Origin of the sequence: Sphingomonas sp. CCH9-E2 (assembly GCF_001557215.1) — a bacterium.
Lineage (GTDB): Bacteria > Pseudomonadota > Alphaproteobacteria > Sphingomonadales > Sphingomonadaceae > Sphingomonas.
Map to the genome: position 1 here is coordinate 1 of NZ_LSJM01000055.1, position 22,820 is coordinate 22,820.

The 22,820-nt window shown below is 66.7% G+C and carries 34 protein-coding genes, 1 tRNA gene and 1 pseudogene; 11 read left to right on the forward strand and 25 right to left on the reverse strand.

Annotated elements, in window-relative coordinates:
* The 4 genes from AX681_RS02800 to AX681_RS02815 all read left to right on the forward strand — a co-directional run.
* A partial coding sequence (locus AX681_RS02800; protein ID WP_331709978.1) for a cytochrome c-type biogenesis CcmF C-terminal domain-containing protein occupies window positions 1–704 on the forward strand: 704 nt, incomplete at its 5' end.
* Window positions 701–1,228 carry a DsbE family thiol:disulfide interchange protein gene (locus AX681_RS02805; protein WP_066681617.1) on the forward strand — a complete coding sequence of 176 codons (528 nt, stop codon included), beginning with the start codon at window positions 701–703 and terminating at the stop codon, window positions 1,226–1,228. The genes AX681_RS02800 and AX681_RS02805, both read left to right, overlap by 4 nt.
* Complete coding sequence (locus AX681_RS02810) at window positions 1,225–1,605, forward strand: cytochrome c-type biogenesis protein (RefSeq protein ID WP_066681618.1); 381 nt, start codon at window positions 1,225–1,227, stop codon at window positions 1,603–1,605. Before AX681_RS02805 ends, AX681_RS02810 begins: the two co-directional genes overlap by 4 nt.
* The gene (locus AX681_RS02815; RefSeq protein ID WP_156456000.1) at window positions 1,566–2,261 is read left to right on the forward strand and encodes a tetratricopeptide repeat protein; all 696 of its coding nucleotides are present in this window, start codon (window positions 1,566–1,568) and stop codon (window positions 2,259–2,261) included. The genes AX681_RS02810 and AX681_RS02815 overlap by 40 nt, the downstream gene beginning before the upstream one ends.
* Before the next feature lie 2 nt (window positions 2,262–2,263).
* Here the strand turns inward: AX681_RS02815 and cmk are convergent, their stop codons facing one another.
* Together cmk and aroA are read right to left on the reverse strand one after the other, a co-directional pair.
* Window positions 2,264–2,902, reverse strand: coding sequence for a (d)CMP kinase (gene cmk, locus AX681_RS02820; RefSeq protein WP_066681623.1), 639 nt, complete (start codon window positions 2,900–2,902; stop codon window positions 2,264–2,266).
* Window positions 2,899–4,233: a 3-phosphoshikimate 1-carboxyvinyltransferase gene (gene aroA / locus AX681_RS02825; protein ID WP_066681625.1), complete on the reverse strand. Its 1,335-nt coding sequence runs from the start codon at window positions 4,231–4,233 to the stop codon at window positions 2,899–2,901. Before aroA ends, cmk begins: the two co-directional genes overlap by 4 nt.
* Before the next feature lie 111 nt (window positions 4,234–4,344).
* On the opposite strand from aroA, the gene AX681_RS02830 reads away from it, so the two are divergent.
* Window positions 4,345–4,665, forward strand: a complete 321-nt coding sequence (locus AX681_RS02830; RefSeq protein ID WP_066681784.1) for an FYDLN acid domain-containing protein — start codon at window positions 4,345–4,347, stop codon at window positions 4,663–4,665.
* A 67-nt stretch (window positions 4,666–4,732) separates the two neighbouring features.
* Window positions 4,733–4,808 (forward strand) — tRNA-Ala (locus AX681_RS02835).
* A gap of 41 nt (window positions 4,809–4,849) precedes the next feature.
* Here the strand turns inward: AX681_RS02835 and AX681_RS02840 are convergent.
* From AX681_RS02840 to AX681_RS02935, 23 genes and pseudogenes are all read right to left on the reverse strand, one after another.
* Window positions 4,850–6,046 (reverse strand): tyrosine-type recombinase/integrase, encoded by a 1,197-nt coding sequence (locus tag AX681_RS02840; protein ID WP_066681628.1) that lies wholly within the window; start codon window positions 6,044–6,046, stop codon window positions 4,850–4,852.
* Window positions 5,992–6,369 (reverse strand): hypothetical protein, encoded by a 378-nt coding sequence (locus AX681_RS22275; protein ID WP_066681630.1) that lies wholly within the window; start codon window positions 6,367–6,369, stop codon window positions 5,992–5,994. The genes AX681_RS02840 and AX681_RS22275 overlap by 55 nt, the downstream gene beginning before the upstream one ends.
* Window positions 6,366–6,611, reverse strand: coding sequence for a hypothetical protein (locus AX681_RS22280; protein ID WP_197424214.1), 246 nt, complete (start codon window positions 6,609–6,611; stop codon window positions 6,366–6,368). Before AX681_RS22280 ends, AX681_RS22275 begins: the two co-directional genes overlap by 4 nt.
* Complete coding sequence (locus AX681_RS02850) at window positions 6,608–7,450, reverse strand: hypothetical protein (protein ID WP_066681633.1); 843 nt, start codon at window positions 7,448–7,450, stop codon at window positions 6,608–6,610. Before AX681_RS02850 ends, AX681_RS22280 begins: the two co-directional genes overlap by 4 nt.
* A 97-nt stretch (window positions 7,451–7,547) precedes the next feature.
* Window positions 7,548–7,793: a hypothetical protein gene (locus AX681_RS02855; RefSeq protein ID WP_066681635.1), complete on the reverse strand. Its 246-nt coding sequence runs from the start codon at window positions 7,791–7,793 to the stop codon at window positions 7,548–7,550.
* Window positions 7,790–9,013: a hypothetical protein gene (locus AX681_RS02860; RefSeq protein ID WP_066681638.1), complete on the reverse strand. Its 1,224-nt coding sequence runs from the start codon at window positions 9,011–9,013 to the stop codon at window positions 7,790–7,792. Before AX681_RS02860 ends, AX681_RS02855 begins: the two co-directional genes overlap by 4 nt.
* 20 nt (window positions 9,014–9,033) lie before the next feature.
* Window positions 9,034–9,372, reverse strand: a complete 339-nt coding sequence (locus AX681_RS02865) for a hypothetical protein (RefSeq protein ID WP_156456006.1) — start codon at window positions 9,370–9,372, stop codon at window positions 9,034–9,036.
* Window positions 9,365–10,168, reverse strand: a complete 804-nt coding sequence (locus tag AX681_RS02870) for a hypothetical protein (protein ID WP_066681644.1) — start codon at window positions 10,166–10,168, stop codon at window positions 9,365–9,367. Before AX681_RS02870 ends, AX681_RS02865 begins: the two co-directional genes overlap by 8 nt.
* Window positions 10,165–10,941: a hypothetical protein gene (locus tag AX681_RS02875; RefSeq protein ID WP_066681647.1), complete on the reverse strand. Its 777-nt coding sequence runs from the start codon at window positions 10,939–10,941 to the stop codon at window positions 10,165–10,167. The genes AX681_RS02870 and AX681_RS02875 overlap by 4 nt, the downstream gene beginning before the upstream one ends.
* Window positions 10,942–10,954: 13 nt before the next feature.
* The gene (locus tag AX681_RS22765; protein WP_066681651.1) at window positions 10,955–11,545 is read right to left on the reverse strand and encodes a hypothetical protein; all 591 of its coding nucleotides are present in this window, start codon (window positions 11,543–11,545) and stop codon (window positions 10,955–10,957) included.
* Window positions 11,546–11,606: 61 nt separating this feature from the next.
* Window positions 11,607–12,137, reverse strand: a pseudogene (locus AX681_RS23485) (DNA cytosine methyltransferase); the annotation flags it as partial.
* Window positions 12,103–12,612 (reverse strand): hypothetical protein, encoded by a 510-nt coding sequence (locus tag AX681_RS02890; protein ID WP_066681660.1) that lies wholly within the window; start codon window positions 12,610–12,612, stop codon window positions 12,103–12,105. The pseudogene AX681_RS23485 and the gene AX681_RS02890, both read right to left, overlap by 35 nt.
* Complete coding sequence (locus tag AX681_RS02895; RefSeq protein ID WP_066681663.1) at window positions 12,609–12,812, reverse strand: hypothetical protein; 204 nt, start codon at window positions 12,810–12,812, stop codon at window positions 12,609–12,611. Before AX681_RS02895 ends, AX681_RS02890 begins: the two co-directional genes overlap by 4 nt.
* A gap of 12 nt (window positions 12,813–12,824) precedes the next feature.
* Window positions 12,825–13,946 carry a DNA polymerase III subunit beta gene (gene dnaN, locus AX681_RS02900; protein ID WP_066681670.1) on the reverse strand — a complete coding sequence of 374 codons (1,122 nt, stop codon included), beginning with the start codon at window positions 13,944–13,946 and terminating at the stop codon, window positions 12,825–12,827.
* Window positions 13,943–14,245, reverse strand: a complete 303-nt coding sequence (locus AX681_RS02905; protein ID WP_066681673.1) for a hypothetical protein — start codon at window positions 14,243–14,245, stop codon at window positions 13,943–13,945. Before AX681_RS02905 ends, dnaN begins: the two co-directional genes overlap by 4 nt.
* Complete coding sequence (locus AX681_RS02910; protein WP_156456008.1) at window positions 14,242–14,421, reverse strand: hypothetical protein; 180 nt, start codon at window positions 14,419–14,421, stop codon at window positions 14,242–14,244. The genes AX681_RS02905 and AX681_RS02910 overlap by 4 nt, the downstream gene beginning before the upstream one ends.
* A complete protein-coding gene (locus tag AX681_RS21740) occupies window positions 14,418–14,612 on the reverse strand; it encodes a hypothetical protein (protein ID WP_156456010.1) in 195 nt (64 codons plus the stop codon). The genes AX681_RS02910 and AX681_RS21740 overlap by 4 nt, the downstream gene beginning before the upstream one ends.
* Complete coding sequence (locus AX681_RS02915; protein ID WP_066681679.1) at window positions 14,609–17,194, reverse strand: DNA methyltransferase; 2,586 nt, start codon at window positions 17,192–17,194, stop codon at window positions 14,609–14,611. Before AX681_RS02915 ends, AX681_RS21740 begins: the two co-directional genes overlap by 4 nt.
* Window positions 17,187–17,348 (reverse strand): hypothetical protein, encoded by a 162-nt coding sequence (locus AX681_RS21745; protein WP_156456012.1) that lies wholly within the window; start codon window positions 17,346–17,348, stop codon window positions 17,187–17,189. The genes AX681_RS02915 and AX681_RS21745 overlap by 8 nt, the downstream gene beginning before the upstream one ends.
* Window positions 17,345–17,572, reverse strand: coding sequence for a hypothetical protein (locus AX681_RS02920; protein WP_066681686.1), 228 nt, complete (start codon window positions 17,570–17,572; stop codon window positions 17,345–17,347). The genes AX681_RS21745 and AX681_RS02920 overlap by 4 nt, the downstream gene beginning before the upstream one ends.
* On the reverse strand, window positions 17,569–18,192 hold the full coding sequence (locus AX681_RS02925) for a J domain-containing protein (protein WP_066681689.1): 624 nt from the start codon (window positions 18,190–18,192) through the stop codon (window positions 17,569–17,571). Before AX681_RS02925 ends, AX681_RS02920 begins: the two co-directional genes overlap by 4 nt.
* The gene (locus AX681_RS02930) at window positions 18,189–18,716 is read right to left on the reverse strand and encodes a hypothetical protein (RefSeq protein WP_066681692.1); all 528 of its coding nucleotides are present in this window, start codon (window positions 18,714–18,716) and stop codon (window positions 18,189–18,191) included. Before AX681_RS02930 ends, AX681_RS02925 begins: the two co-directional genes overlap by 4 nt.
* 119 nt (window positions 18,717–18,835) lie before the next feature.
* Complete coding sequence (locus AX681_RS02935; RefSeq protein WP_066681696.1) at window positions 18,836–19,471, reverse strand: S24 family peptidase; 636 nt, start codon at window positions 19,469–19,471, stop codon at window positions 18,836–18,838.
* A 121-nt stretch (window positions 19,472–19,592) separates the two neighbouring features.
* Here AX681_RS02935 and AX681_RS02940 point away from each other — a divergent pair, with 121 nt between their 5' ends.
* From AX681_RS02940 to AX681_RS02960, 5 genes are read left to right on the forward strand one after another with little or no spacing between them, the layout of a single operon-like run.
* Entirely contained in the window at window positions 19,593–19,820 is a 228-nt protein-coding gene (locus tag AX681_RS02940; protein WP_066681698.1) for a hypothetical protein, read from the forward strand.
* A gap of 2 nt (window positions 19,821–19,822) precedes the next feature.
* Window positions 19,823–20,290: a helix-turn-helix domain-containing protein gene (locus AX681_RS02945; RefSeq protein WP_066681700.1), complete on the forward strand. Its 468-nt coding sequence runs from the start codon at window positions 19,823–19,825 to the stop codon at window positions 20,288–20,290.
* Window positions 20,287–21,051, forward strand: a complete 765-nt coding sequence (locus tag AX681_RS02950) for a terminase small subunit (RefSeq protein ID WP_066681702.1) — start codon at window positions 20,287–20,289, stop codon at window positions 21,049–21,051. The genes AX681_RS02945 and AX681_RS02950 overlap by 4 nt, the downstream gene beginning before the upstream one ends.
* Window positions 21,048–22,580 (forward strand): terminase, encoded by a 1,533-nt coding sequence (locus AX681_RS02955; RefSeq protein ID WP_066681705.1) that lies wholly within the window; start codon window positions 21,048–21,050, stop codon window positions 22,578–22,580. The genes AX681_RS02950 and AX681_RS02955 overlap by 4 nt, the downstream gene beginning before the upstream one ends.
* The gene (locus AX681_RS02960; RefSeq protein WP_066681708.1) at window positions 22,580–22,816 is read left to right on the forward strand and encodes a hypothetical protein; all 237 of its coding nucleotides are present in this window, start codon (window positions 22,580–22,582) and stop codon (window positions 22,814–22,816) included. Before AX681_RS02955 ends, AX681_RS02960 begins: the two co-directional genes overlap by 1 nt.
* Window positions 22,817–22,820 lie beyond the last annotated feature (4 nt).

The window sequence follows — 22,820 nt, forward strand, 5'->3', positions numbered from 1 at the left end:
CGCTACTGAAGTGGCGGCGCGACGACGCCAATGCGGTGCTCACGAAGCTGACCGTGCCGGTGGCGGCAACGATGCTGGCGATGGCGGCGGTGTTCGTGCTGGTACCGGAGACGGGCTGGATGGAGCTGGTGGCGCTTGGTCTTGCCGCGGGACTTGCGATCGCGAGCTTCGCGCCGCTGTGGAAGCGCAACCTGCTGCGCACGCCGCTGTTCACCTGGGGTATGGTGGTCGCGCATTTCGGTGTGGCGGTGAGCCTGGCCGGAATGGCGGCGGACAGTGCGTTCACAAAGGAGCGACTGGTCGCGGCGGTCTATGGCCAGCCTTATCAGGTCGGACCATGGCGCGTGGTGCTGGACGGGGTCGGCCCAGCAATCGGCGACAATTGGTCGGCGGTCGAGGGGCGATTGACAGCGCGGCGCGATGACGCTCCGGCGATCCTGTTGCGTCCGCAGCGCCGCTTCTATGCTTCTCCCCCGACCGACACCGCCGAAGCGGCGATCAAGACCCGCTGGAACGGGCAGCTTTATGCCGTGCTGGGCGAGCAGGACGCGCAGGGCCGCTGGCAGCTGCGGCTGTGGTGGAAGCCGTTCGTGACGTTGATTTGGTTTGGCGGCGGACTGATCGCGCTGGGTGGCGCGCTGTCGCTGTTCGGTCGGCTGTTCCGCGAACGGCGCAATGCTCGGCGGCGGGAGGAGGCGGAATGAGCCGCTGGAAGCTCTGGCTGCCGCTGATCGGCTTTGCCGCGCTGATCGCCGTCGCGGTGTACGGACTGCGCGGCGGCGGAGAGGCGGTGGTGAAGTCAGCTCTGGTCGGCAAACCACTGCCCGAATTCGCGCTGCCCGCGATGGTGCAGGGCAAGCCTGGCCTGAGCCGCACGGACCTTGCCACCGGCAAGCCGCGGTTGCTCAACGTCTTTGCCAGCTGGTGCGTGCCGTGCATCGCGGAAGCGCCGCAGCTGATGCAGCTCAAGGCCGCCGGGGTGGAGATCGACGCGGTTGCGATCGCCGATACGCCGGAGGCGGTGGCGGCGTTCCTCGCGCGACATGGCGACCCCTATGCGCGGATTGGCGACGATCGGCAGCGCGCGGTGCAGATCGGGATCGGATCGTCGGGCGTGCCCGAAACCTTCGTGATCGACGGCCAAGGCCGGATCGCGATGCAGCATATCGGCGACATCCGCGAGGATGACGTGCCCAAGCTGCTCGCCGCGCTGGAGGCGGCGCGATGACTCTGTTGCTCGCCCTGGCGCTGGCTGCTTCGGCGGCACCGGCCGATCTTGGCTATAACCAGCTCCCCGACGCGCGGCAGGAGGCGGCGGCGACCGAACTGATGTTCGAGCTGCGTTGCTTGGTCTGCCAGGGCCAGTCGATCGCCGACAGCGACGTGTCGATGGCGGCGGACATGCGCCGCATCGTGCGCCAGAGGATCGCGGCCGGTGAACAGCCGGATGCGATCCGCGACTGGCTGATCGAACGCTATGGCAGCTATGTGAGCTATGACCCGCCGCTGACGCTGGCGACCGCGCCGCTGTGGCTCGCGCCGCTGGCGTTGCTGGCGCTCGGGCTGTGGATCGCGCGCGGCAGTTTTCGCAGGAGGCGTGGCTGATGGGATGGGTGATGCTGGCGCTGGTGGGCGCGGTGGCGTTCGGCCTGCTCGCACTGTTCGGTGCGCCGCGCAGCCTGTGGAGCTTTGGCGCGGCCGCACTGATGCTAGGCGCGACCGGCTATGCGCTGCAGGCGCGGCCCGCTCTCCCCGGCGCACCCGTTGCGGCGGGCAAGGCAGTGGCGATGGACGCGGAGGGCGTGGCCAAGATGCGAGAGCTGCGCTCCGCGATGTTTGGGCAGTTCACCGCGCTCGATTACGCATTCTACCCCGCAGACGCGCTGATCCGGTCGGGCAAGGCCGATACGGCGGCGCGGCTGATGCTGGGTGCCGTGCGCCAGACGCCGCAGGCGCCGGCGCTGTGGACCTGGCTTGGCATGACATTGGTCGAGGCGGATCAGGGGACGATGTCGCCGGCGGCCGGCCTCGCATTTCGGCGTGGCGTTGCGCTTGCGCCCAAGCATCCCGGTCCGCCCTTTTTCTACGGCATGGCGCTTGCGCGGGCGGGGCAGCCCGAAGCGGCGATCCCGTGGTTGCGGCGCGCGCTACAGCTTACCCCGGACGGCGCGAGCTATCGCGGCGATATTCAGGGCGCGGTGATCCAGATCCAGATGCTCGCCGCGATGCGCGCCCGGGCAGCGCAGCCACCCACGCAATAAATTCAGCGCGCCAAAGCCTTTTGCGCGAGCTGCGCGTCGACCAATTGAATCGCCTTTTGCACCGCCGCTTCGATCGACAGGAAGCTGGTGTCGAGCACTGCCGCGTCGGTTGCGGCGACCAATGGCGCTTCGCTGCGCTTGCTATCGCGCTCATCGCGGGCGCGGATATCGGCGAGCACGCGGTCGAGGCTCACCGATGAGCCGCCCTTGCGCAGCTCGGCATGGCGGCGGCGGGCGCGGATCATTGGGGTCGCCTTGACGAACAGCTTGGCGTCGGCGTCCGGCGCGATGACGGTGCCGATATCGCGCCCGTCGAGGATCGCGCCGGCGGGCTGGGCCGCGAACCGCTTCTGGCGCTGAAGCAGTGCCGCGCGGACGAGCGGGTGGGCCGAGACGACCGATGCCGCCTGCCCGACCTGATCGGTGCGCAACCACTCGTCGGCGAGGAGCAAGTCGTCGAAACTGGTTGCGGCGACCGCGTCCGCCTCTTGCGCCGGATCGAGCTCGTCGCGCAGCACGGTCGCGGCGACGGCGCGATAAAGCAGGCCGGTATCGAGATGCGGGAGGGCATAATGGCGCGCGAGTGCGCGGGCGATGGTGCCCTTGCCCGATGCAGCAGGTCCGTCGACGGCAATGATCATGGCTGGTGGTCGGTCAGTCGGTCGAGAGTGGGGAAGAAGCCCGGATAGCTGGTCGCGACCGGGCTGGCATCGTCGATCGTCACCGCGTCACGCGCCCCGAGTCCAGCCACCGCCATGCTCATCGCGATACGATGATCGAGTTTCGAGGCGATCTGTGCGCCACCGGGCAGCAGGTCACCGCCATTGCCGTGAATCGCCAGGCCGTCCTCAAACTCTTCGAGCTGCACGCCATTGGGCACAAGCGCGGCGACCATCGCTGCGATTCGGTCCGACTCCTTGACGCGAAGCTCCTCTGCCCCGCGCGCTACGGTGCGACCGCTGGCAAAGGCGGCGGCGACGAACAGCACCGGATATTCGTCGATCATGCTGGGCGCGAGATCGGGCGGCACCTCGATCGCCGTCAGCGGGGCGTGCCGGACCTGAATGTCGGCGACTGGCTCGCCGCCCACTTCGCGCGGGTTCAGCTCGGTAATATCCGCGCCCATCATCTTGAGCGCGGTGATGATGCCGGTGCGGGTGGGGTTCATGCCGACATTGGCGATCACGATGTCGGAGCCGGGGGCGATTGACGCCGCGACCATCCAGAAGGCGGCGGAGGACGGGTCGCCGGGGACGGCGATCTGTTGCGGTTTCAGTTCCGCCTCGCCGCGAATCGCGATCACGCGGCCCTGCGGCGTTTCCTCGACGGTCAGCTCGGCGCCGAAGCCGCGCAGCATCCGCTCGCTATGGTCGCGGGTCGGAACGGGTTCGATCACGCGGGTTATGCCGGGCGTGTTGAGGCCAGCAAGCAGAACGGCCGACTTGACCTGGGCAGAGGCGACTGGGAGCGTGTACTCGATCGGCACTGCCGGGCAGAGGCCGCGCATGGTGAGCGGGAGGCGTCCGCCGGGGCTGGCGGTGAACTCCGCGCCCATCGCCGACAGCGGATCGATTACGCGACCCATCGGGCGCTTCGACAGCGACGCGTCGCCCGTGAAGGTCGCGGTGATCGGGTGGCTGGCGACCAGGCCCATCAGCAGGCGGGTCGACGTGCCCGAATTGCCCATCTCCAGAGCGGTCTGGGGCTGCAGCAGGCCACCCACGCCGACGCCCGCGACGTGCCAGATGCCGTCGGCGTCACGCTCGATCGTCGCACCCATCGCGCGCATTGCGGCGGCGGTGGCGAGGACGTCCTCACCCTCCAGCAGCCCTTCGATCCGGCTTTCGCCGACCGCCAACCCGGCAAACATCAGCGAACGGTGGCTGATCGATTTGTCGCCCGGAACGGTAACGGTACCGCGAAGCGGGCCGCGGGCGGAAATGGCGAGGGGCTGGGGAGAATGTGCGCTCATTGGCGGCGGCTTTGACAGGGGGCTTGCGCTATGGCAAGGCGCGCGCCACTTCAGCGGGGACTAGTTTCCCGTCATCCCAGTAATTTTGAACGAAAAGGCATGGAACGCCACATGGTGAAGCCGGAATGGGGCACGAAGCGGAGCTGCCCGAAATGCGCGACGCGCTTTTATGATCTGACCAAGGATGAGCCGGTCACCTGCATCAGCTGCGGCTATGCGTGGGAGCCCGAGCCGATCCTGAAGTCGAAACAGCCGCTGCCGTTCGAGGCGGTCAAGGCGGACGCTGAAAAGATCAAGAAGGACGATACGGATCTGGGTGACGAGGATCTGGACATCGACGAGGACGCCGAAGGTTCGCCCGACGATGACGTCGATCTGGGCGGCGACGACGACCTGGGCGTCGATACCGGCGATACCGACGAAGAAACCTGAAACCTGGAAAAAAGCGGTTGCACACCGCGCGATGGCTGCTAAAGGCCATCGCCTTCCCGGAACGGATGGGGCCGTAGCTCAGCTGGGAGAGCGCTGCAATGGCATTGCAGAGGTCAGGGGTTCGATCCCCCTCGGCTCCACCATCGATCGAGCCCGCAGAAATGCGGGCTTTTTCGTATCTGCCTTAGGTCCGTCGCCGCGCCGTTCCGCCGAATGCGACGACGTTGGTATCGCGCTGGTATCGCAGATGCGCGGTCGTGTACTGGCCCACCTCGCGCCAGAAATCCTCGACGCCTTCGATCATCTCATTGAGGTAATCCGGGCGCAGGTGGCGGTAGTTCTTCTTGTTCGTGCCGACGCCGGCATGCCCGGCCGCCGCGTCGATCTGCGCGTCCGGCACGCCGCGCTTGTGAAGCTCGGTCGCGATCGTGTGGCGCAGCGTGTTCGGGCTGCCGATGCCGCGCATCTTTGGCCGGCGCTTTGAGAGCGAGCCGCGCCCGGCTTCGATCCAGACCGGATTGCCGTCCGCGTCGACCGCCTGCTCGCAAATCCCGGCTTCGATCAGGCACGCCTCGAACGACGTCTTGATGCTGGCGGTGTCGCGGAAGATGACGTTGCCGTCCTTGTCTTCGGTCCGGTAGCGAATCGCCTTCCCGGTCTCGCCCTCCAGCCATGGCGCCAAGGTTGGTGCGACCGGCACGATCGAGCGGCGCTTCTTCGTCTGCGCCCGGCCGGGTGCGTTGAAGTAGATCAGGCCGTCGCGCAGCTGAAGGTCGAGGTCGAGTTCCATGATCGCCTCGCCACGGCCGTGCGTCGAGAGCATGATCATCACGAAGCGATGGACGTGCCATCGTTCGGGGATGCGGATGGCCGCCTCAAGGATCCGGGCGACCTGCTGCGGGGTGTAGATCAGATCCTTCGGCCCTGGCCTGTCCTTCTCCGACACGTCGGGGATGAACGGGGCGGACGGGATGATCTCATTCTCCCACGCATGGCGGAGCGTCGCGCGAATAGCTGCCAGCTCGCGGCTGATCGTCGCGCCGCTGATCCTGTGGCCAGCTTTCCGGGACGGCTGGGCTTTGCGCCAGTCGATGTAGCGCTGGCACAGGGCGCGGTTGATGTCGGAAACATAGGGCCCGGAGGTGATCCGGCCCGCGCGGCGCTCGCCCTCGAAGAAGATCAACCACTGGCGCACGGCGTCGCGCGCGCGCTGCGGGTCGGCGTTGTTCTTTTCGACATGGGCGAGCCAATCGACGAACAGCGATTCGACCGACGCCTGGGCGAGGGGGACGGCGACCGGCTTGCGCCAGGCGGCATAGTGCTGCGCTAGGGCATCGATCGCTTCTTGCGGGGGCTGTCCTTGCGGCCCACGGCCTCCCAAGCCTGTGCTCTTTCGGCCCGTTCGACGGCCGCGGCCATCGGCCCCGTCGACATACCAGCAGATGTTCCAGTCGTCGCGATCGGCGCGATGCCAGAGCCAGAAGGGGCCGAGCTCGACGCGGGCGGGGTTATCGTTTCCTGCGCCGCCGGGGCCGGATCGTCGTGCCATTGGGACGCAAACTCCTCCGCTGTCATCTCGCACAGCTTCGCATAGATCGGGGATTTTACCAACGCGCGCACCTGCGCAGGGTCGAGGTGCAGCCGCTCGCCATTGCGGGCCGCACGCTCGATCTTGTCGCGGATAGGGGCGAAGGTGAGGGTCACTCCTTAGCCTCTTTCGCTTCGACCGCCGCGATCGCTGCGTCCCGCGCTTGGCGATAACGAGCGCTCGCCTCGCGTAGCGCTTCGCCGCCCAGCTCGCGGCCGGAGGCGTCGGCATAGGTCTCAAACACGGCCCGGTTTAGAGCCTTGGGAACGCGTCGCCAGTGTGGCCAGCACATCAGTTGGTTCGGCTTTGCGTGCGCGGTGCAGCCTTTGATAGGGCAGGGTTTGCCTGCGCGGGTCATAGCGGTGCCGTTTCTTGCAGCGTTGCGTCGAGGAGCGCCCATGCAGCGGCCTGCTCGGGATCGTCGCTGTCTTGCCAGTTTGATGGGCGGACGGCGCTCACTGCGGTCAGCGCAGCGCGCAGCTGCGTGAGCCCGACGCCCATCGCCGCGCGGTCGAGATTGAGCTGGATCATGCCTTCCGATCGGTCAGCGGCCTCGCGCTTCCAGAACGCCACATCGGCGCGAAGCTCGGCTTCTACGGAGGGGCGGGAGGGGGAGGCGGCGAGGGCGTGCGCCAGTTGCCAGCCAAGATGCACGTTTTCGAGCGCATCATCGCCGTAGATATATCCACGACGCTCCATCTGCGCCCATGCGGCGACGAAAACCTGATCGTCGTGCATGTTGAGCGCGAAAGCGTCCTCGGCAATCGTCTCCCTCGGCACCATGACGAACTCACCCCCATCGGGTGCGGGCTGGGAGGCGAGGGCGGCGCGGACTTCGCTCGGGTCCATCGGGTCTCCGTGCTGATCCTTTGGCATCGCGGCGCGAACGATGTTCATCAGCGTTCCACCAAGGTCACCGTCATACTCTTCAGTGCCGTCGCAAGGCGTCCAGTCGGTTACATCCAGCTCCTTGGCCAGGAGCTCGACGGCATACTGGACGCCGCTGTCGAACACGCAGGCGGCGGGATGATCGAATTCTGGCAGCGGGCCGTGATGGTCCGCCCAAGGGGCAAGCGCATCGTGCACTGACACAGTACCGAGCATCGCCGCGATCTCCTCGACCCCGGCGGCGGTGACCATGATCCCGCGCGCGGCGGCGCGGCTGGCGATATCGGCAAAGTCTGGGGCGGGGGTCATTCTTCTTCTCCCGGCTGGTTCACCGCGTCCCATGCGCGGAAATAGATGACGGCGACCGCGATGGCCGCGACGAAGGCGATGGAAAGCAGGGCCTCGATCATTGGTTTGCTCCGGCTGCTGGCCCAGCGAGATGATCGAGTGCGCGACTACCGGCATGCTGGGTGCAGAGGTTGAGACCATCGACGCGCCAGCGCGCATTGCGCATGCAGGTCTCCGGATCGGATCTGCTGTAAGTTGCGCGCTTCTCGCGATATCCTTTGTAGCCGAGGTCATGCAGTTCGGCCTTGGGGAGCTGGCATTGAATGCGCTCGTAAGGCGGCCCGTCGAGGCGTTCGACAATCACCGGTCGAACCTCCCGCCTGCATGCTCGCGCTGGAAGCGGCGCAGGGTCTCGCCCGGCGTTTCGCCTGGCTTCATGCTGGCTCCGGTGCCGACTACCCCGCCCTTCCAAGACCCGCGCTGGTTGCCGACCTCCTCGTGGAAGCTGATCCCGATTTCGTCGGTGACCCGGCGGCGGACCGGGACGCCGAGAATCCGGTAGGTCGATGTGCAGCGCTCGCGGTGCAGGGTCGTCGGGACATGCTGCGCCTGTCCCGACGGCTGGCACATGTAGTGGAAGGTGTAATCCTCTGCCCACGGGGCCGGGCCCATCTCGGCGGCAGCTTCGGTGCTGTGCCAGTCGCGGGGCATCCGGTCGTGCGGGTGCCAGTTGCCAGACGCGTCGAGATACTCGCGCCGATAGTCGCCCCGGCGGCTATTCCAGCCCCATGGCAGCGAGAAGGAAGTGCGGCGGCGGCCCCAGCTGAGGGAGCCGTAGCCGCTCGCGCCGCCCCAATCCTGTCCGAAGCGGAAGCTCGCGCCCCATTCCGGGCTGTCGAGGGAATAGCCATCCTCGTCGCGGCGCGACAGGCGGATGAATACCTGCACGCCGGGGATCGCGAGGTGCAGGTTGCGTCGCTTGGCGACGGCTGCGAACAGCATAGAGCCAAAGCTGATCTCACCCCACCGGGTGCGATAGGACGGGTTGCGACCGCCCATGTATGCGCCGCGTGGAACCCCAAGCATCCGCAGATACCATGGCACCTTCCGATCCGCCCACGGAGCTCGCGCCAGATCCTCGGCTGCACGGCGGCGGTCGCGCTCGGGCTGCTCGCGCTGCCATGCGCCCTCATCCCACGGCTTATTCCAGACCTCATACGCCTGCAGCTTCATTGGGTTGAGGTCGGCCCAGTCGCCGCGAAACTGGATCGCGCGATCGTCAATCGTCAGAAATGCAGGCGGTTTCTCATGGGCAAATGCGAGGACCGGCCGGTCCGGGCGGGGCCGACGAGGTGAGGCGTATTCCTCCCATTGCTGGTCGAGCCATTCGCTCATCGCAGCGATGCCCTCGGGCGTCTTCGATCGCGACGAATAGATCATCAGGGTGAACAGCGCTGACGCGCGGATAGCCCACGGCCAGAAGCCGTTGGTGACGTGGCCGTAGATCGAACCGTCCTGCCACCCCCGGCCGTAGCTGTGGATGACGCCGTCGAAGTCGATGCAGATGATAGGTTTGTCGGACATAGGAAGCTCCAGAAGAGGGGTTAGCGCGGGCGGCTTTCGACGCGGCGGTCGGGGGCGGTGCCGGTGATGAAGTATTCGCGGTGTCGGCTGATCGCGTTGAGCCGATCGCAGTGAGCCTGCAGCTGGTCGGTCGCCGCCTGGGTGCCGCGCACCATCGACGCGCCGATCTGCCCGGCGAGGTCGATCAGTTCGCTGGCGCGGGGCAGGAACGGCTTGGTCGTTGCCCAGCGGCTGGCCGCCGCTTCGAGCAGCGATACCGGCACGTCGGCGAGATCCTCGGTCAACAGCCGCAGCGTGTGGGCGTGCGCCTCAAGGTCCGCCTGCGCGTTCGGCCGGTAGCGGAAACCGAGTTCAGCCACGATTTTCGCCACGGCCGGCGGCACGGGCTTCTTCCGCTTCGGCGCGCTCGGCGGCGCGGAAGAGGGAGAGGCTGGGGTCAGGGCGCGATCCGCGAAGTGTGCGATCGGCTGGGGCAGGTCGGTGGGGGGCATTGCGGCGCTCCAGGGTTGCGGTGATCCAGGCGGCTGGGTCGGACGGGGTTTCGAGCTGCGCGGCCGAAAGCGCGTCGAGCACGGCGCCATCGCCGTGGGATTTCCGCCAGCGTCCGACGAGCGAGCGGGCATTCCGGTCGGGCGTCCCGGCTGTGGTCAGCATGGGGATGGCGGACGCGAAGATGGCGGCGCGGATGTCGAAGGGTTGCGGAGGGGTAGGGGGCGCAAGCGGCGCTCCGGCGCCGGATGCGTTAGCATCCGAACTTTCTGTATCTGCTTCTGTATCTGAGGCCGTTGCGCGACGCTGATGCAACGTTGCATCGCCGTTGCGCCGCCGTTCCCGGTGGGAGCGAGAGCGGGCAGTGCTGCTGTCGCTCTCATATTGGCGGCGTGACCATGCGGCGACGGTGTCGCCGGTGGTGAGGCCGAGTTCGCCGAATGCGTCGAGCACCGCAGTCACGGTGTCGAGGGGTTCGGAGAGTATGACGGCGAGGCGGCGGGGCGTCGTCGCAAAGCGGCCGCGCTCGCCCGTCCCGCACGCGCTTTCGAGCAGCGCGTGCCAGGCGGCAATGGCCACCGACCGGCTGGTGCCCGCGATCATCGCGGCCTCCCCCAGCTTCGGGTCGGTGACGGTTCCTTCATAGGCGCGATACCAGCGGGTCACTGCTGCCCCTGCTGTTGCGTGGGAAGTGCGGCGATGAAGCTGTCGATCGCGTCGGCCATCGGCCGGATGCGCTCGCCAAGCTGCGCGATGCCAGAATAGGTCTTGGCGATGCCTAGCCGGTGGACGACCGCAACCGCGCGGGCGAAGTCGTCGTTGTAGAACAGCCGACTAACCTCGTGCGCTTCCAAAGCGCACGCCGCATAGATCGCGTTCAGCGTAGCCTCGGCGGTCTCCGCTCGGTCTGTTGCAGCCCTAGTCCGGCGCTTGACCTCATCCTCGATACGCTTTCCGATCGCGGCGCGTTCGTCGACCATCGCCTTTTCGATCGCCTCACGAACGGTCGATCTGGCATGTTCGTCCGACCGACGGAGCAGCGCTGCCAGAAACTCGGGAGACACCGGCACGGGATCGAGGGGGGGCGCCGCGCGCACAACCTTTAGGCCGTTGCCGCGAACCTCATAGTGCCCCCACCTCTCGGGCAACTCGCCCTCGCGGACGAGGTCGGGTGGGGTGACGATCCACCAATATCGGCAATAGCGAGCAATCGCCTCGGCCTTCGCCGGCTGGCGCAGCTCGTTGAGCCAATCGCTGCGGCTGACCTTGATCTCGAAACCCTGCAGGGCGATCCCGCGCGAGGGCCAGAGGCCCATTGCGATGGCGTCTGCCCAACGGCGAGCGCGACCGCCGGTGGCGTCACCAACCTCATAGAACAGGGCGTATTCCGGCGCGCAGAATTTGCGGGCGAGCGCCGCGCGGACATCGGATGAACGCATTATGCCGCCCCCCTCAGAACATAGCCGGCTGGCGCGGTGTCGGCGGCGAGACGAGCCTCGAGAGTTCGCCACGCATAGCCAGCCACCAGTGGGACGACGCCGTTTCCACAGGCGCGGAGGCGGTCCACCCGATCGGCCATCCCATCAGCCATTCTACGAACAGCGGGTTCAAGGTGCGGCGCTCGGGCGATGATGTTGGGCCAACGGGGGTCGCTGGGTCCGGGGGTAAGGAGGGGAAGTCCCGCGCAACATGGGCAAGCATGCGCTGATGCGACGCTTGCGTCGCCTTCCGCTCGTCGTCCGATGCGGTTGGCGTCGGCCAGTTCTTGACCATCTCCTGTAGGTCCGGCCCGCCCGCGCCGCGTTCCTTGCGCTTCGAATTGGCACCTCCGGTGATCGCCTTCGGGGTGGCCCAGTCTCTCGTCCAGATCTGCACTTCGTTCGCGAGCGGAAGGCCAAAGCCGTTCCCGTTCGTGCCCTTCGCTTTCGCTTCCGCCTGGCGCTGTAACAGGCGATCGAGATCCGCAGCCTCGAACTGCTGCGCACTCGGCGTTTGCCAATGATCTGCCCAGTCCCGGCTCACCGCCGTCAGCGTGTCCGACACGCCCCGGCTGTGCCGCCGTCCCGCGCTCTCCGAATCCTCCGCCCGCGCGGTCGGCCATGACGAAGAGCCGTTCGCGCCCGTGAGCGAGGCCAAGCTCCTTCGCGCTGAACAGTCCGACCGTAACGCGGCAACCCAGTCTTTCCAGTGCTGGGACGAGCACGCGGAGCTGTCCGTCCGCATTCCCCGGGACGTTCTCGCGGAAGAGACGATGAGCCCCGCTGCGGTCGAAGGTGTCGATGACGCGATCAAGCAGCCAGCGATCGTCGTCGGCCCCGAGGCCACGTCCGGCGACGCTGTTGGGCTGGCAGGGGTCGCCCGACACAACGCAATCCACTGCGCCACGCCATGCTCCAGCGTCGAATGTGGCAAGGTCAGACCAGATAGGCGCCGGATGGAGCCACCCGTCTTCCATGCGCGCGACCAGGATGCTGGCTGCCGGGGCTTCCCTCTCCACGTAGCAGACGGTGCGAGCCGCTGGCTCGGCCAGTCGGATGCCAAGGTCGAGACCTCCGACGCCTGCGCAGAGGGACAGGCAACGCCAGGGACGAAGAACCACGTCACGCATCGCACCCCCGCCCGACCAGCTCGCCATGCTCGCCGCCGGTGAACTGCTGCCAGTGGACCCAGCCCTTGCCGTCCGGGCACCAGAAGCCCCACTCGCGCTCCTTGGGGCCGGTCATGAACAGCGAGACGCAGCGGCCGCCATCGGGTACGATCAGGCGGTGCGTGTCGGTCGCCTGGCGAACAATGATGTCACCGGCCTTGCGCGGGACGCGCTGATATTCCAGCCACGGGGAGAACTCGTCGTAAAGCACCTCTTCATAGCCGCCGTCGATCAGCAGCGACGTGTTGGGCCATGGGTGGTCATGGCCCGCGCGATCGTCGTCGCTGCGCAGGATCTCGTGCAGGTAGACGTTGCACCACGGGTTGCGGGGGATGATCCACCATCGCCTCAGATAGGGGTTGTCAGCCGGGCCGATGACGAAGTCAGGCACGCGCTGCATGATGCCGTGTGCCCAGACGCGCAGGTCGCCGAGGTTGGCCATGGGAATGGGGGACCCGCTCATGCTGCCACCGCCTGCACGCGAGCGCGCTGTTCATTGGCCCAGCGGAACTCTTCCTCCACGGCCAGGCGCGCCTCGTCGTGTCCTTCGAGCGCGCGGTCGAACATGATCGCGGCCATCGGCAAGTCCCCGGCCAGCGCATAGCGAACAGCTTCGCGAATGAACTGGGCGTCGACCTCGCCGAACTCGGTTTCTTCAAACATCGATCGTTTCCCTCAGACACGCATCGGCATCAGGACGAGGGTGAGCCCGCCTGGAACCGTGCTTTTGATTGCGGTGGGTGCGGCGCCGTCGGTCAGCTCGAAGCGGACGGTGTCCGCGTCGATCGCGGCGAGGGCGTCGCGCAGGTAACGCAGGTTGAAGCCGATCTCGAAACCCGGCTTGCCGTCGAATTCGCAACCGACTTCATCCACCGCCTCGCCGTGGGTCTGCGAGGTGGTCGAGAGCGAGATGCGCTCGGCTTCGATGGTCAGCTTGGCCGCCCGGACCTTGTCGCTGGTGGTGACCGCGATGCGGGCGGCGGCGTCGGCGAGGGCATCGCGATCGATCACAGCCGCGCAGGTCGGTGCAGCCGGCATCACGCGGTCGTAATCGGGGAAGGTGCCGTCGACCAATTTGGCAGTCAGCACCACGTCGCCCGCGCTGAACCGGATTTTCTTGTCGCTGACCTCGATCTCGAACGGGATGTCGCCGCGGCTGTCAGCGAGTTTCAGGATCAGATTGACCGTTTTGGTCGGCACGATCGCGTCGGGCAGCGTTTCCGCACCTGCGGGCATCGGCGTGATCAGCCGCGCCATGCGATATCCGTCTGTAGCTGCGAAGCGCAGGCCGTCGCCCTTACCGACGTGCATGAAAATGCCGTTGAGATAGTAGCGGACCTCTTCGGTGCTGATCGCATGGCGGACAGCGCCGAAGGATTCGGCCAGCGCCCGGCCGGGCAGGGTGAAGGTGGCTTCCGCCTTGCCGGTGACGATGATCGGGAAGTCGCTCGCCTCGCGTATCGCAAAGCGCGTGCGCGACCGGCCTGACCGCACAAGGGCTGAACCATCCGCGATCTCGATAAGCGTCTGGCTCCCGGCGGCGAAGGTCCCGACGATGTCAGTGAGGCGCATCGCATCGACCGCAAATCGGAGCGGCTGGGCAGCGACGCAGGGGAGCGAGCGCCGGATCATGACGTCGAGGTCCGTGGTGGTGAGCGTCGCGCCGTCCGGCCCGGCCTCGATCAGCACGGTTGCGCAAATCTCGATCGTGTTGCGGCGCTCGACTGCCTCGCGCACCTCGCGCAGGGCGGCGGCAAGCGCGCCGGTCTCGAATTCAAGGGACTGGGCTTTGGTCAACGGTCGATCCTTTCGATAGCAGGCGGGCAGGGGTGCGCGGCGCGGATGTCGCCGAGCAGGGTGGCAATGGCGGTGGCGCGCGCCTCAAGGGCGGGGACGAGCGCGCGGATGTCGTCGGCGTTGGTGCCCCGATCGCCGGAGACCTTTGCGCGGATCGATCGCTCCTCGATGTCGAGCGCGCGGGCGAGGGCGGGCACGCCGAGATAGAGCGCGGCGAAGTTGATCCAGCGATGATGCTGAACGCGCTGTTTCATCTCGATGATGGCGGCGGCGGGTGAGCCGTTTTCCGGCTCGCTCATTGTTCGGGCCGGATCATGTAGAGGTCGGCGAACTGGTCGAGCGTCGCTTCGCCGGAGCGAACCATGCGGACATGCTTCTCCAGTTCTTCGAGCACGAAGGCATAGGCCCCATGATCGCGCTTCGGGTCGATTGCGCCGCGCGCCTGGCGCAGCATGTTGGCGAGGTCGATTTTCATGCGGAGCCTTTCACGCTGCACCAGCGCGACGCGCACCGGCTGGCTTCTTCAGGGGTGACGCGGCGCTCGCACTGGCTGCACCAGTCGGTCGTGCGCGGGACGGCGGCGGCAATGCCTGCGGCGTGCCACCAGCGATGCGCGGTGTTCGCGGCCTGGCCGGGCGTTTCGCGGAGACGCGGTCGTGCGCTCATTCCGCAGCCTCCAGATCGAGCAGGTCGAACAGGCTGGGGATCGATGCGGCCTTCTCGGCATCGGCGAGGTAGCCGCAGGCGAAGGCGAAATAGTCGGGGTTGAGTTCGGAGCCGTACCCGCGCCGCCCTTTCTCGATCGCGCGCATCGGCACGGTGCCGAGACCGGCGAAGGGGTCGAACACGAGCTCGCCCTTCATGCTGAACCGGTCGATCAGGCGATCGACGATGTCGAACTGCAGCGGGCAGACGTGCTTCTCGGCACCCTTGCGCACCTGCTCGGCGTTGAGCGTGCGCATCCGCGCGATGTCATCCCAGGTGTCATCACGATGCGCGCCCGGGGCGAGGCTCATGAAGGTGCGGGGGAGCTTGCCACGGCCGTCGCTGCCAGCGCGCGCCTCGATCGTCTCGCCGATGGCGACGTGCGCCTCATGATCATGGATCAGGTCGCGCGTCTGGGTCAGGAATTGCTTGACCAGCTGGCCCACGGGCATCTCGGCGAACCGACAAGCAATGTTTGACAGTTCGTCCGGCGTCGCGGGCCGGTTGCCGCTCGATCGCCAGAAGCTGTGCGCGTCGATCTGCCAGCGGGCGAGGCTGTAGTCGGCGGCATCCTTGACCACCGGCGTGTCGGCATAGGCGCGGCTGGTGTCGCTCTGCGGCTTGCGCAGCAGCAGGACGTATTCGGGCGAGCCGACGCCCATCTTCGTCCCGTCCTTGAGCATCTCGCTATAGGACAGGCGGTAGGTCTGGTTGTTCTCCCGGACCACGTCGGTGTTGACGTGGATCATCCCGAGGTACTGGAAGCCGTGCCGCAGATAGTGGAACAGCGCCTTGGCGTGGAACGGGTTGACGGTCGGCACGCCTTCCCCCGTCACGCTTCCGAACAGGATCCGGTCCTTGACGTGGATGCAGGCGAGGCGGCCGGGTGCCAGCGCGTTGAGCAGCGCCGGGGTCAGGTGGTCCATCTGGGCGAAGAAGTGATCGTCGCCGTCGGTGTGGCCGAAGTCGTTGTAGCTCGGCGTGTATTCGTAATGGTTCGAAAAGGGGATGGAGGTGACGATCAGGTCGACCGATCCCGGCTCAAGCCGCGCGGCTTCATCCACGCAATCGTTATGCGCCAGCGTCCAGCCATTGCCGGTGACCACACGGCGCTCGACGCCGATCGACCGCCGCAAGGTGGAGAGCGCGACCTCATGCTGCAGGCCGAAGCGGCGGATGATCCCGCTCATGCGCTCGGCCATCGCGTCATGCTGTGCCCATTTGGCCTGCAGGTCGCGGACCACCTCCGTCTCCGTCTCGGCATGCACGATGTCGATGCGGACGGGGTGCGGCTGGCCGAAACGCTGGATGCGGTGGATCGCCTGGATAAAGTCGCGGAACTTGAAGCCGACGCCTGCGAACACCGCGCGATGGCAGTTGCGCTGGAGATTGCCGCCCGCGCCCATCATCACCGGCTTGGCGCCAAGGTTGCGCAGCGTACCCGCCTTGAACCGCTCGACGATCGCCTCACGCGCGTCGAGCTTCTGCGTGCCGTAGACGAACTCGCTCTCCGGGATCGCAGCGGCGAGTGCCTTCCGCTCATCTTCAAGGTCGTGCCAGAGGATGAAGTGGTCGGCCGGGTCCGCCTGGACGATCTCTGCCACCTTGGCGACGCGATCGTGCAGCGTGGTGCGCTTCTCGCGGGCCGCCTCCTGCACGCCCATGGCGGCATCGCGCAGGAGGCGGCCTTGCCCGCGCGCGTCCGCGCCGGCATTGGCAATGTCGGTGGTGACCTGATGCCAGTGCACCTCTATCGGGGGCAGTTCGTAGCCCTCGTCGGAAAAGCCGAGGTCGCTGGGGCGCTGCAGGCAGATCGCCCAACTGTTCACCCACAGCCAGAATTCCTCCTCCTTGTGCGGGTAGAGGGTGAGGTCACCCGCCTTCTCGCTGTTGCGCTGGAAGAAGCGGGTCAGCGCCTGGCCGGTGTCCATGATGCCGAGGAACCCGGCGTAATGGATCAGCTCCTTGTAGCGGTTGGGCGAGGGGGTCGCGGTCGCGACGAAGCGATAGGGGACATTCTCGAACAGGGGCAGGAACGTCTGGAACGTCTTGGAGCCGTAGGAGCGCAGGCAATCCGCCTCGTCCAGGCTGACCGCCCGGAAGCGGTCGATGGTGATCTTGCCCTCGCGGATGCTCTCATAGTTGGTGAGGAAGATGCCACCCTGATCCCCGCTCGCTTCGATCTCGGCGTCCGACTTCACGAAGCGCAGCTCGACGCCGAGCATCGCAGCGTCGTGTAGAAATTCGGCGCGGACGCCGAGCGGCGCGACGATCAGAGCGTCGGGCTTGTAGCCTTCCGCCACTTCCAGCTTGCGCAGGATGATGTCGAGGATCTCGATCTGCTGGACGGTCTTGTGCAGGCCGAACGCCTCGAACAGTGCGCGGCGCCCGCCTTCGACTGCCCAGCGGACGATCGGGCGGACGTGGTCGCGCATCGGACGGCCGTCGACCAGTTCGGCGCGGACGTCGACGAGATCGCAGGGCAGGCCCGCGGGCTGCGCTTGGGGCACCTTCGCTTCAAGAAATGCCTGATAGTCACGCATGGGCGTCACTCCGCCCGGCATCGGCGAGGATCTCGGCCCATGTCCGGTGATTGAGAAAGGGGTAGCTGCCATCCAGCGCGCGCGGCCGGAGCGGTCCGGCGAGCGGGCGGGATTGCGGGATGGCGTTCGGTTGGCGCTGCGCGGCCGGGTTCATGGCTCCACCGCCTGGTCGATGCGCGCGATCTGCTGGTCGATCAGGCGATCGATCAGGTCGAGGCGGGCGTTGACATCGGCTGCGCGCGACCCGCGCGGAAACTCCGCAGCGAGGTCGAGCGCGGCGCGGCTGGTGACCCCGAGCGCGAAGCGGACGTGGCGGCGGATATCCCAGCGCGCCATCTCGAGGTCGGCCTTGTCGGTGAGGTTGAATTCGACGCTCATTGGCCGGCCCCGCGCGTGAGGCTGTCGATCGCGGTGTCGCGGGCGGCGTTGATGCGGGCCATTGCGGCTTCGGAGCCGCCCGGCCGGTCGGGGTGCGCGTCGATCGCGAGGCGCTTCCACGCGGCGTTGATCTGATCGACGGTCGCGTTCGGCTGGAGCCCCAGCACCTGCCACCATTGTTCGGGGGCGGGGAGCGCCTGGTAGCCGGTGAACGCTTGCTCGACCGAGCCGACGCCCCAGCGCGCCTGACCGCGCAGCGCCTCGATATGGCGGGCGAGGGCGACGATGTTATCCTCGGGGCGCAGCCACTTGTCGCACGCAAGGACGGTGTCGCGGCCCTTGAGCTTGAAATAGCAGGCGACGCCCGGATCGGACGGGCGGGCACGGTCGCCGCGCGGGTCGCCGTTCAAGTTGAGTTCGACGTTGGTCGACAGGACGATGCTACGCGCGTCGAGCAGCGCGAGCTCGCGGGCGAGCTGGTCTCGCGCCTGACGCATCGTGACGTCTTGTTTCTGCGCGTAGCCCCGCCCGGTGTCGCGCTTCTTGTGGAACGGCGCTGCGGTGCGGACCCGCGACCGGGGCCAGCCCTGCGGCCACCTCAAGGGATAGGCCGTGGTCATGCCAGCACCATCGGGGCGAGGATGGCGGCGATTAGCCAGCAGGCACCGATCGCACCGACCATTGCGGCGTCATGGCCAGTGCCGGGTTGCGCAGTATCGACCCACAGCTTGTCGCCGCCCGGCGCGACGATCAGCGCGCGCTTGCCGTCTCGGCTGGTGGCGAGCAGGGGGCAGGTGGTAACTTCGTAAATGGTGCGCATGTCGGCGGTGCGACCGACGACACGGCGGTGTTCGAACGTCTCGACGCGCTCAAGGTCGCGGAGGCGGGAAATGACGGCGCGGGCGCGGCGATCATCGCTGGCGCGGGCGACGTCGAGTTCGCGGCGGAGGGTGGCATTTTGCTGGCGGGTCCAGCGCGAGGGAGCGTCCGACGTTCCGACCCACGGGTCGGTCCTGGACGGCGTGACGCGCGGTCCGTTGCGCAGCGCGCGGTCGATTTCCTCGGGGGTGAGTTTCCACGCGGGTGGCGCGGACGCAACTTCCTGTTCGCGCGCAACGGGTGCGCGCGTGGTTCCGGTGGCCATCGGCCTACCTCCCTGCTCAATGATGCAGCGTCGTCCGCCCGGGGGCGATCAGCTGTAAGTAGGGTGATAGCCAGCGATTAGCCAGCGTGCAACATGAAATTAGCGCGCGGGCTAATTTTCTAGAGCGCTCTTCCCAACCAGACGGGGCGGCCGATCAGGCGCGCCTCGTTTTCCTCGCGCTCATACTCGGTATAGCGCTGGTTCGCGGAGAAGATGCGCAGCCAGCCTCGCTTGCCGGGAACGCGCTCGACCAACTTCACGACATAGGCGTCGCCGTCATAAAGCGCGAAGGGACCGGGCTGGGTCGGGTCTTTGTCGCGTCGATCGCACAGGATCTGGTCGCCGTGCAGATAGCCGGCATCGACCATCGAATCGCCGCGAACGTCGATCAGGATGAAGTCGCTCGGCTGGCCGCGCAGGCGCTCCTCGATCAGTTGGCGCGATAGCAGCGCGCGACCTGGCTCGCCCTCGCCGGTGCCGCCGCCGCCCATGCCGGCGAACGAGGGCAGAACCTCGATCTCAACATATTCGGGGTCGGATGCAATGTCGTCGGTGTCGCCGAAATAATCTGGATAGCGCGCCTTGAGCTTGTCGATCGTATCGACGCTGAGCCTGCCCGGTCGCTTGCCGTTCCCGACGCGCGTCAACGTCGTTACCGCCACCCCGATCTCTTTGGCGATCGTGGTGAAGTTCTTGTCCAGATGCGTCGCGAGCGCGATGAGCATCTCTTTGTCGCGTTGATGGGCGGTCTTCATAGTTGCTGATTAGCGCGCGCGCTAATCAAGTCCAGTGCGGATTTGCGCATTTTGGGTGACAGTGTCCCAAATTAGCGCGCGGGCTATTTACGATTAGCACGATGGCTATTACTGTTTAGCCATGCTGGAGACGCAACAGACATCGCCCGAGGCCGCGCTGATCGAGCGCGTGAACCGCAGTTCCTTCACGATGAAGGAGGTTTGCCGAGAGGCAAAGGTGGCCGCCTCGACCCCGTGTCGCTGGTCCTCGCGCGGGTTTGAGGCGAAGGGTTCGACGATCGCCAAGATGAATGAAGCGCTCGACCGCCTGATCGCGCGCGGGCAGGACATTCGCGCGGACGCGGCCTGACCATGGGCGGCAACACCTTGCCCGAACGCGGCGGCTACGGCTCGCCCGAGGCGCTGTCGCGGCATAGCGGCGCGCGCATCGAAGTGTGCCGGATGGTGTTCGCCGTCGTCGATTTCGACCCGTTCCGCATCGCGGACCTGCGCAGCCAGTATCGCGACGCGGACCTGCTGCGCCAGCGCCGCGCGGTCGTGTGGTCGGCCAAGTTCCATACCAACGCATCCTTCTCCGAGATCGGCAAGGCGCTGTGCCGCGATCATTCCAGCATCACCCGCAGCCTGGACGAAGCGCTGGTGATGTGGCGGACCGATGCGGCTTTCGTCGAATTGTGCGAGCGGATCAGCGAGCGCGCGGTGTTGCGCGGATCGTGGCGCACGCTGGGGCGCCAGCCTGCGTTCGAGTTTCCGCCGATCGAGCGGCCGCAGCCGGTGGTGCCGCCGCAGGTCGCGTTCGATTTCGGCGGTGCCGGGTGAACGAGAAGCAAGCGCGGTTCGCGCAGGAATACATCATCGACACGAACGCCACCCAGGCAGCGATCCGCGCCGGGTATAGCGAGCGCACGGCCTATTCGCAGGGCGAGCGGCTGTTGAAACATGCTGAGGTGCGCGCCGAGATTGCGCGGCTTCGTGCAAAGTTGAGCGAGAAGCTGGAAATCACCGCCGAGAATGTCGTCAAGCGGTGGTGGGAGATCGCGACGGCCGATCCCAATGAGCTGATCCAGTTCCGCCGGCGCTGCTGTCGCTACTGTCATGGCGAGGGTCATGCGTATCAGTGGCGGGACGCGAACGAATTCGCCGCGGCGCTCGCGGCTGCAAAGGATCAGATCGACCAGGGCAAGAAGGTCGGGGACGATGATGAGACGGCCCGCGCGTGGATGGACCGGATCCTCAGCGATGCGCCGATCGCCTCCAAGCTCCCGACCGATGACGGCGGCTATGGCTTTCGCCGGGACCGCGAGCCGCACGCCGATTGCCCGAATTGCGACGGCGAGGGCGTGCCCGACATCCATGCGGCCGATAGCCGCAAGCTGACCGGCTCGGCGCGTGCGCTCTATGCGGGCGTCAAGCAGACGCGAGACGGGTTCGAGATCAAGATGCAGGATCAGGGCAAGGCACTCGACAACGTCGCGCGCTACCTTGGCCTGTTCAAGGACCGGATGGAGGTCAACGTCACCGATCGCGCGGCGATGATCGCGGCGGCGCGTAAGCGGGCAGCGGCGAAGCGCGACGAATGAAGCTGCGCCAGAACCTTGAGGACGATCCCGAGATCGCGCTGATCGAGGACATCGCGGCCTTCACCTTCGATCCCGAGGGCTATGTAAATTACGCGTTCCCATGGGAGAGCGAGAAGCTGCCGGAGAAGGGGCCGCGCGTCTGGCAGCGCGACACGCTCAAGATCATCGGGGACCACCTGTCGAACCCGGAGACGCGGTTTCAGCCGCTGCGCATCGCGGTCGCATCGGGCCACGGCATCGGCAAGTCGGCTTGTATCGCGTTCATCTCCAACTGGGCGCTCGATACCTGCGAGGACTGCAAGGTCGTCGTCACGGCCAACACCGAACCGCAGCTGCGCACCAAGACGATGCCGGAGATCTCGAAGTGGCGGAAGATGTCCGTCACCTCGCACTGGTTCAAGGTCAACGCGCAGTCGATCGTCAGCCTAGAGAAGGGGCGGGCAGATCAGTGGCGGCTCGACGCGGTCACCTGGTCGAAGGAGAATACCGAGGCGTTCGCGGGCCTGCATAACAAGGGCAAGCGCATCGTCGTTATCTATGACGAAGCGTCGGGCATCGATGATAAAGTCTGGGAGGTCACGCTTGGCGCGCTGACCGACGAAGAGACCGAGATCATCTGGATCGCGTTCGGCAACCCGACCAAGAACACCGGCGAGTTCCGCTGGTGCTTCGGCAAGAACCGCGCGCTGTGGCACACGCGCCAGATCGACAGCCGTACGGTCGAGGGCACGAACAAGGTCTATCTGAACAGCTTGGTCGTTGCCTATGGCATCGACAGCGACATCGTGAAGGTGCGCGTGCTGGGGCAATTCCCCTCCGCGTCGTCGATGCAGTTCATCGGCAACGATATCGTCCAGCGCGCCCGCACTGCGGCGGTGCCCAAGGGGCTGCTGTCCGATCCGCTGGTGTTCGGCGTGGACTGTGCGCGGTTCGGTGGCGATCATTCGACGCTGGCGATCCGATGCGGCAAGGATGCGCGGACGCGGCCGTGGAAGCGGTGGCACCAGATCGACAGCATGACGGTGGCTGGTGATGTCGCGCTGCAGGCGCAGATGTGGAAGCCCGATGCGATCATGGTCGATGTCGGCAATATCGGCGGCGGCGTGATCGATCGCCTGCGCCAGCTGCTCAAGGACAGCGTGCCGGTGTTCGAGGTGCATTTCGGCGGCACGGGCGGGTCGGTCGAGTGGGCGGCCGGCGTGCATATCAACACGGTCAACAAGCGGTCGATGATGTGGGCGGCGATGCGCGGCTGGCTCAAGGCGGGCGGCGTGATCCCCGACGAGCAGGTGATCGAGGATGACCTGACCGGGATCGAATATACCTATGCCGGCGGCGGCGAGACCGAGATCGCGCTGGAGAAGAAGTCGCACATGAAGGCCCGCGGGCTGGCTTCGCCGGACGATGGCGACGCGCTCGCCTGCACCTTCGCCTTCCCGGTCGCGCCGCGCACGACGGCGCGGCGGGATCCTGCAAGCTACATCGCCGGGCAGGCGACGCATTATGATCGTTTTTCGGAGTTGAACTGATGATCCGATCGCGCCTGATCAATGTGCGTCGCCAGACTGTGCACGGTGTAGACCTGATGGTCGCGGACTTCCGCGATGGCGACGAGTTGGGTAGTGTGTCGGTCGAGGTCGTCGTTTATGAGGCGCATGGCGATGCGGCGCTGGAAGAGCAGGTCGAGGGGGCGCTGGCGGAAGTCGAGGCTCGGCGGCGGCGCGCGAGCGTCGGCCCGATGTTGCGGCATGCCGAGTTAAGGTGACGAT

Excerpts from the sequence above, each read along its gene's own strand:
- AX681_RS02805 (WP_066681617.1), top strand. The coding sequence starts at position 701 with ATGAGCCGCTGGAAGCTCTGGCTGCCGCTGATCGGCTTTGCCGCGCTG.
- AX681_RS02810 (WP_066681618.1), top strand. The coding sequence starts at position 1,225 with ATGACTCTGTTGCTCGCCCTGGCGCTGGCTGCTTCGGCGGCACCGGCC.
- cmk (WP_066681623.1), bottom strand. The coding sequence starts at position 2,902 with ATGATCATTGCCGTCGACGGACCTGCTGCATCGGGCAAGGGCACCATC.
- aroA (WP_066681625.1), bottom strand. The coding sequence starts at position 4,233 with ATGAGCGCACATTCTCCCCAGCCCCTCGCCATTTCCGCCCGCGGCCCG.
- AX681_RS02830 (WP_066681784.1), top strand. The coding sequence starts at position 4,345 with ATGGTGAAGCCGGAATGGGGCACGAAGCGGAGCTGCCCGAAATGCGCG.
- AX681_RS22280 (WP_197424214.1), bottom strand. The coding sequence starts at position 6,611 with ATGACCCGCGCAGGCAAACCCTGCCCTATCAAAGGCTGCACCGCGCAC.
- AX681_RS02850 (WP_066681633.1), bottom strand. The coding sequence starts at position 7,450 with ATGACCCCCGCCCCAGACTTTGCCGATATCGCCAGCCGCGCCGCCGCG.
- AX681_RS02860 (WP_066681638.1), bottom strand. The coding sequence starts at position 9,013 with ATGTCCGACAAACCTATCATCTGCATCGACTTCGACGGCGTCATCCAC.
- AX681_RS02875 (WP_066681647.1), bottom strand. The coding sequence starts at position 10,941 with ATGCGTTCATCCGATGTCCGCGCGGCGCTCGCCCGCAAATTCTGCGCG.
- AX681_RS02890 (WP_066681660.1), bottom strand. The coding sequence starts at position 12,612 with ATGAGCGGGTCCCCCATTCCCATGGCCAACCTCGGCGACCTGCGCGTC.
- AX681_RS02895 (WP_066681663.1), bottom strand. The coding sequence starts at position 12,812 with ATGTTTGAAGAAACCGAGTTCGGCGAGGTCGACGCCCAGTTCATTCGC.
- AX681_RS02905 (WP_066681673.1), bottom strand. The coding sequence starts at position 14,245 with ATGAGCGAGCCGGAAAACGGCTCACCCGCCGCCGCCATCATCGAGATG.
- AX681_RS02910 (WP_156456008.1), bottom strand. The coding sequence starts at position 14,421 with ATGAAAATCGACCTCGCCAACATGCTGCGCCAGGCGCGCGGCGCAATC.
- AX681_RS21740 (WP_156456010.1), bottom strand. The coding sequence starts at position 14,612 with ATGAGCGCACGACCGCGTCTCCGCGAAACGCCCGGCCAGGCCGCGAAC.
- AX681_RS02915 (WP_066681679.1), bottom strand. The coding sequence starts at position 17,194 with ATGCGTGACTATCAGGCATTTCTTGAAGCGAAGGTGCCCCAAGCGCAG.
- AX681_RS21745 (WP_156456012.1), bottom strand. The coding sequence starts at position 17,348 with ATGAACCCGGCCGCGCAGCGCCAACCGAACGCCATCCCGCAATCCCGC.
- AX681_RS02920 (WP_066681686.1), bottom strand. The coding sequence starts at position 17,572 with ATGAGCGTCGAATTCAACCTCACCGACAAGGCCGACCTCGAGATGGCG.
- AX681_RS02925 (WP_066681689.1), bottom strand. The coding sequence starts at position 18,192 with ATGACCACGGCCTATCCCTTGAGGTGGCCGCAGGGCTGGCCCCGGTCG.
- AX681_RS02930 (WP_066681692.1), bottom strand. The coding sequence starts at position 18,716 with ATGGCCACCGGAACCACGCGCGCACCCGTTGCGCGCGAACAGGAAGTT.
- AX681_RS02935 (WP_066681696.1), bottom strand. The coding sequence starts at position 19,471 with ATGAAGACCGCCCATCAACGCGACAAAGAGATGCTCATCGCGCTCGCG.
- AX681_RS02940 (WP_066681698.1), top strand. The coding sequence starts at position 19,593 with ATGCTGGAGACGCAACAGACATCGCCCGAGGCCGCGCTGATCGAGCGC.
- AX681_RS02945 (WP_066681700.1), top strand. The coding sequence starts at position 19,823 with ATGGGCGGCAACACCTTGCCCGAACGCGGCGGCTACGGCTCGCCCGAG.
- AX681_RS02955 (WP_066681705.1), top strand. The coding sequence starts at position 21,048 with ATGAAGCTGCGCCAGAACCTTGAGGACGATCCCGAGATCGCGCTGATC.
- AX681_RS02960 (WP_066681708.1), top strand. The coding sequence starts at position 22,580 with ATGATCCGATCGCGCCTGATCAATGTGCGTCGCCAGACTGTGCACGGT.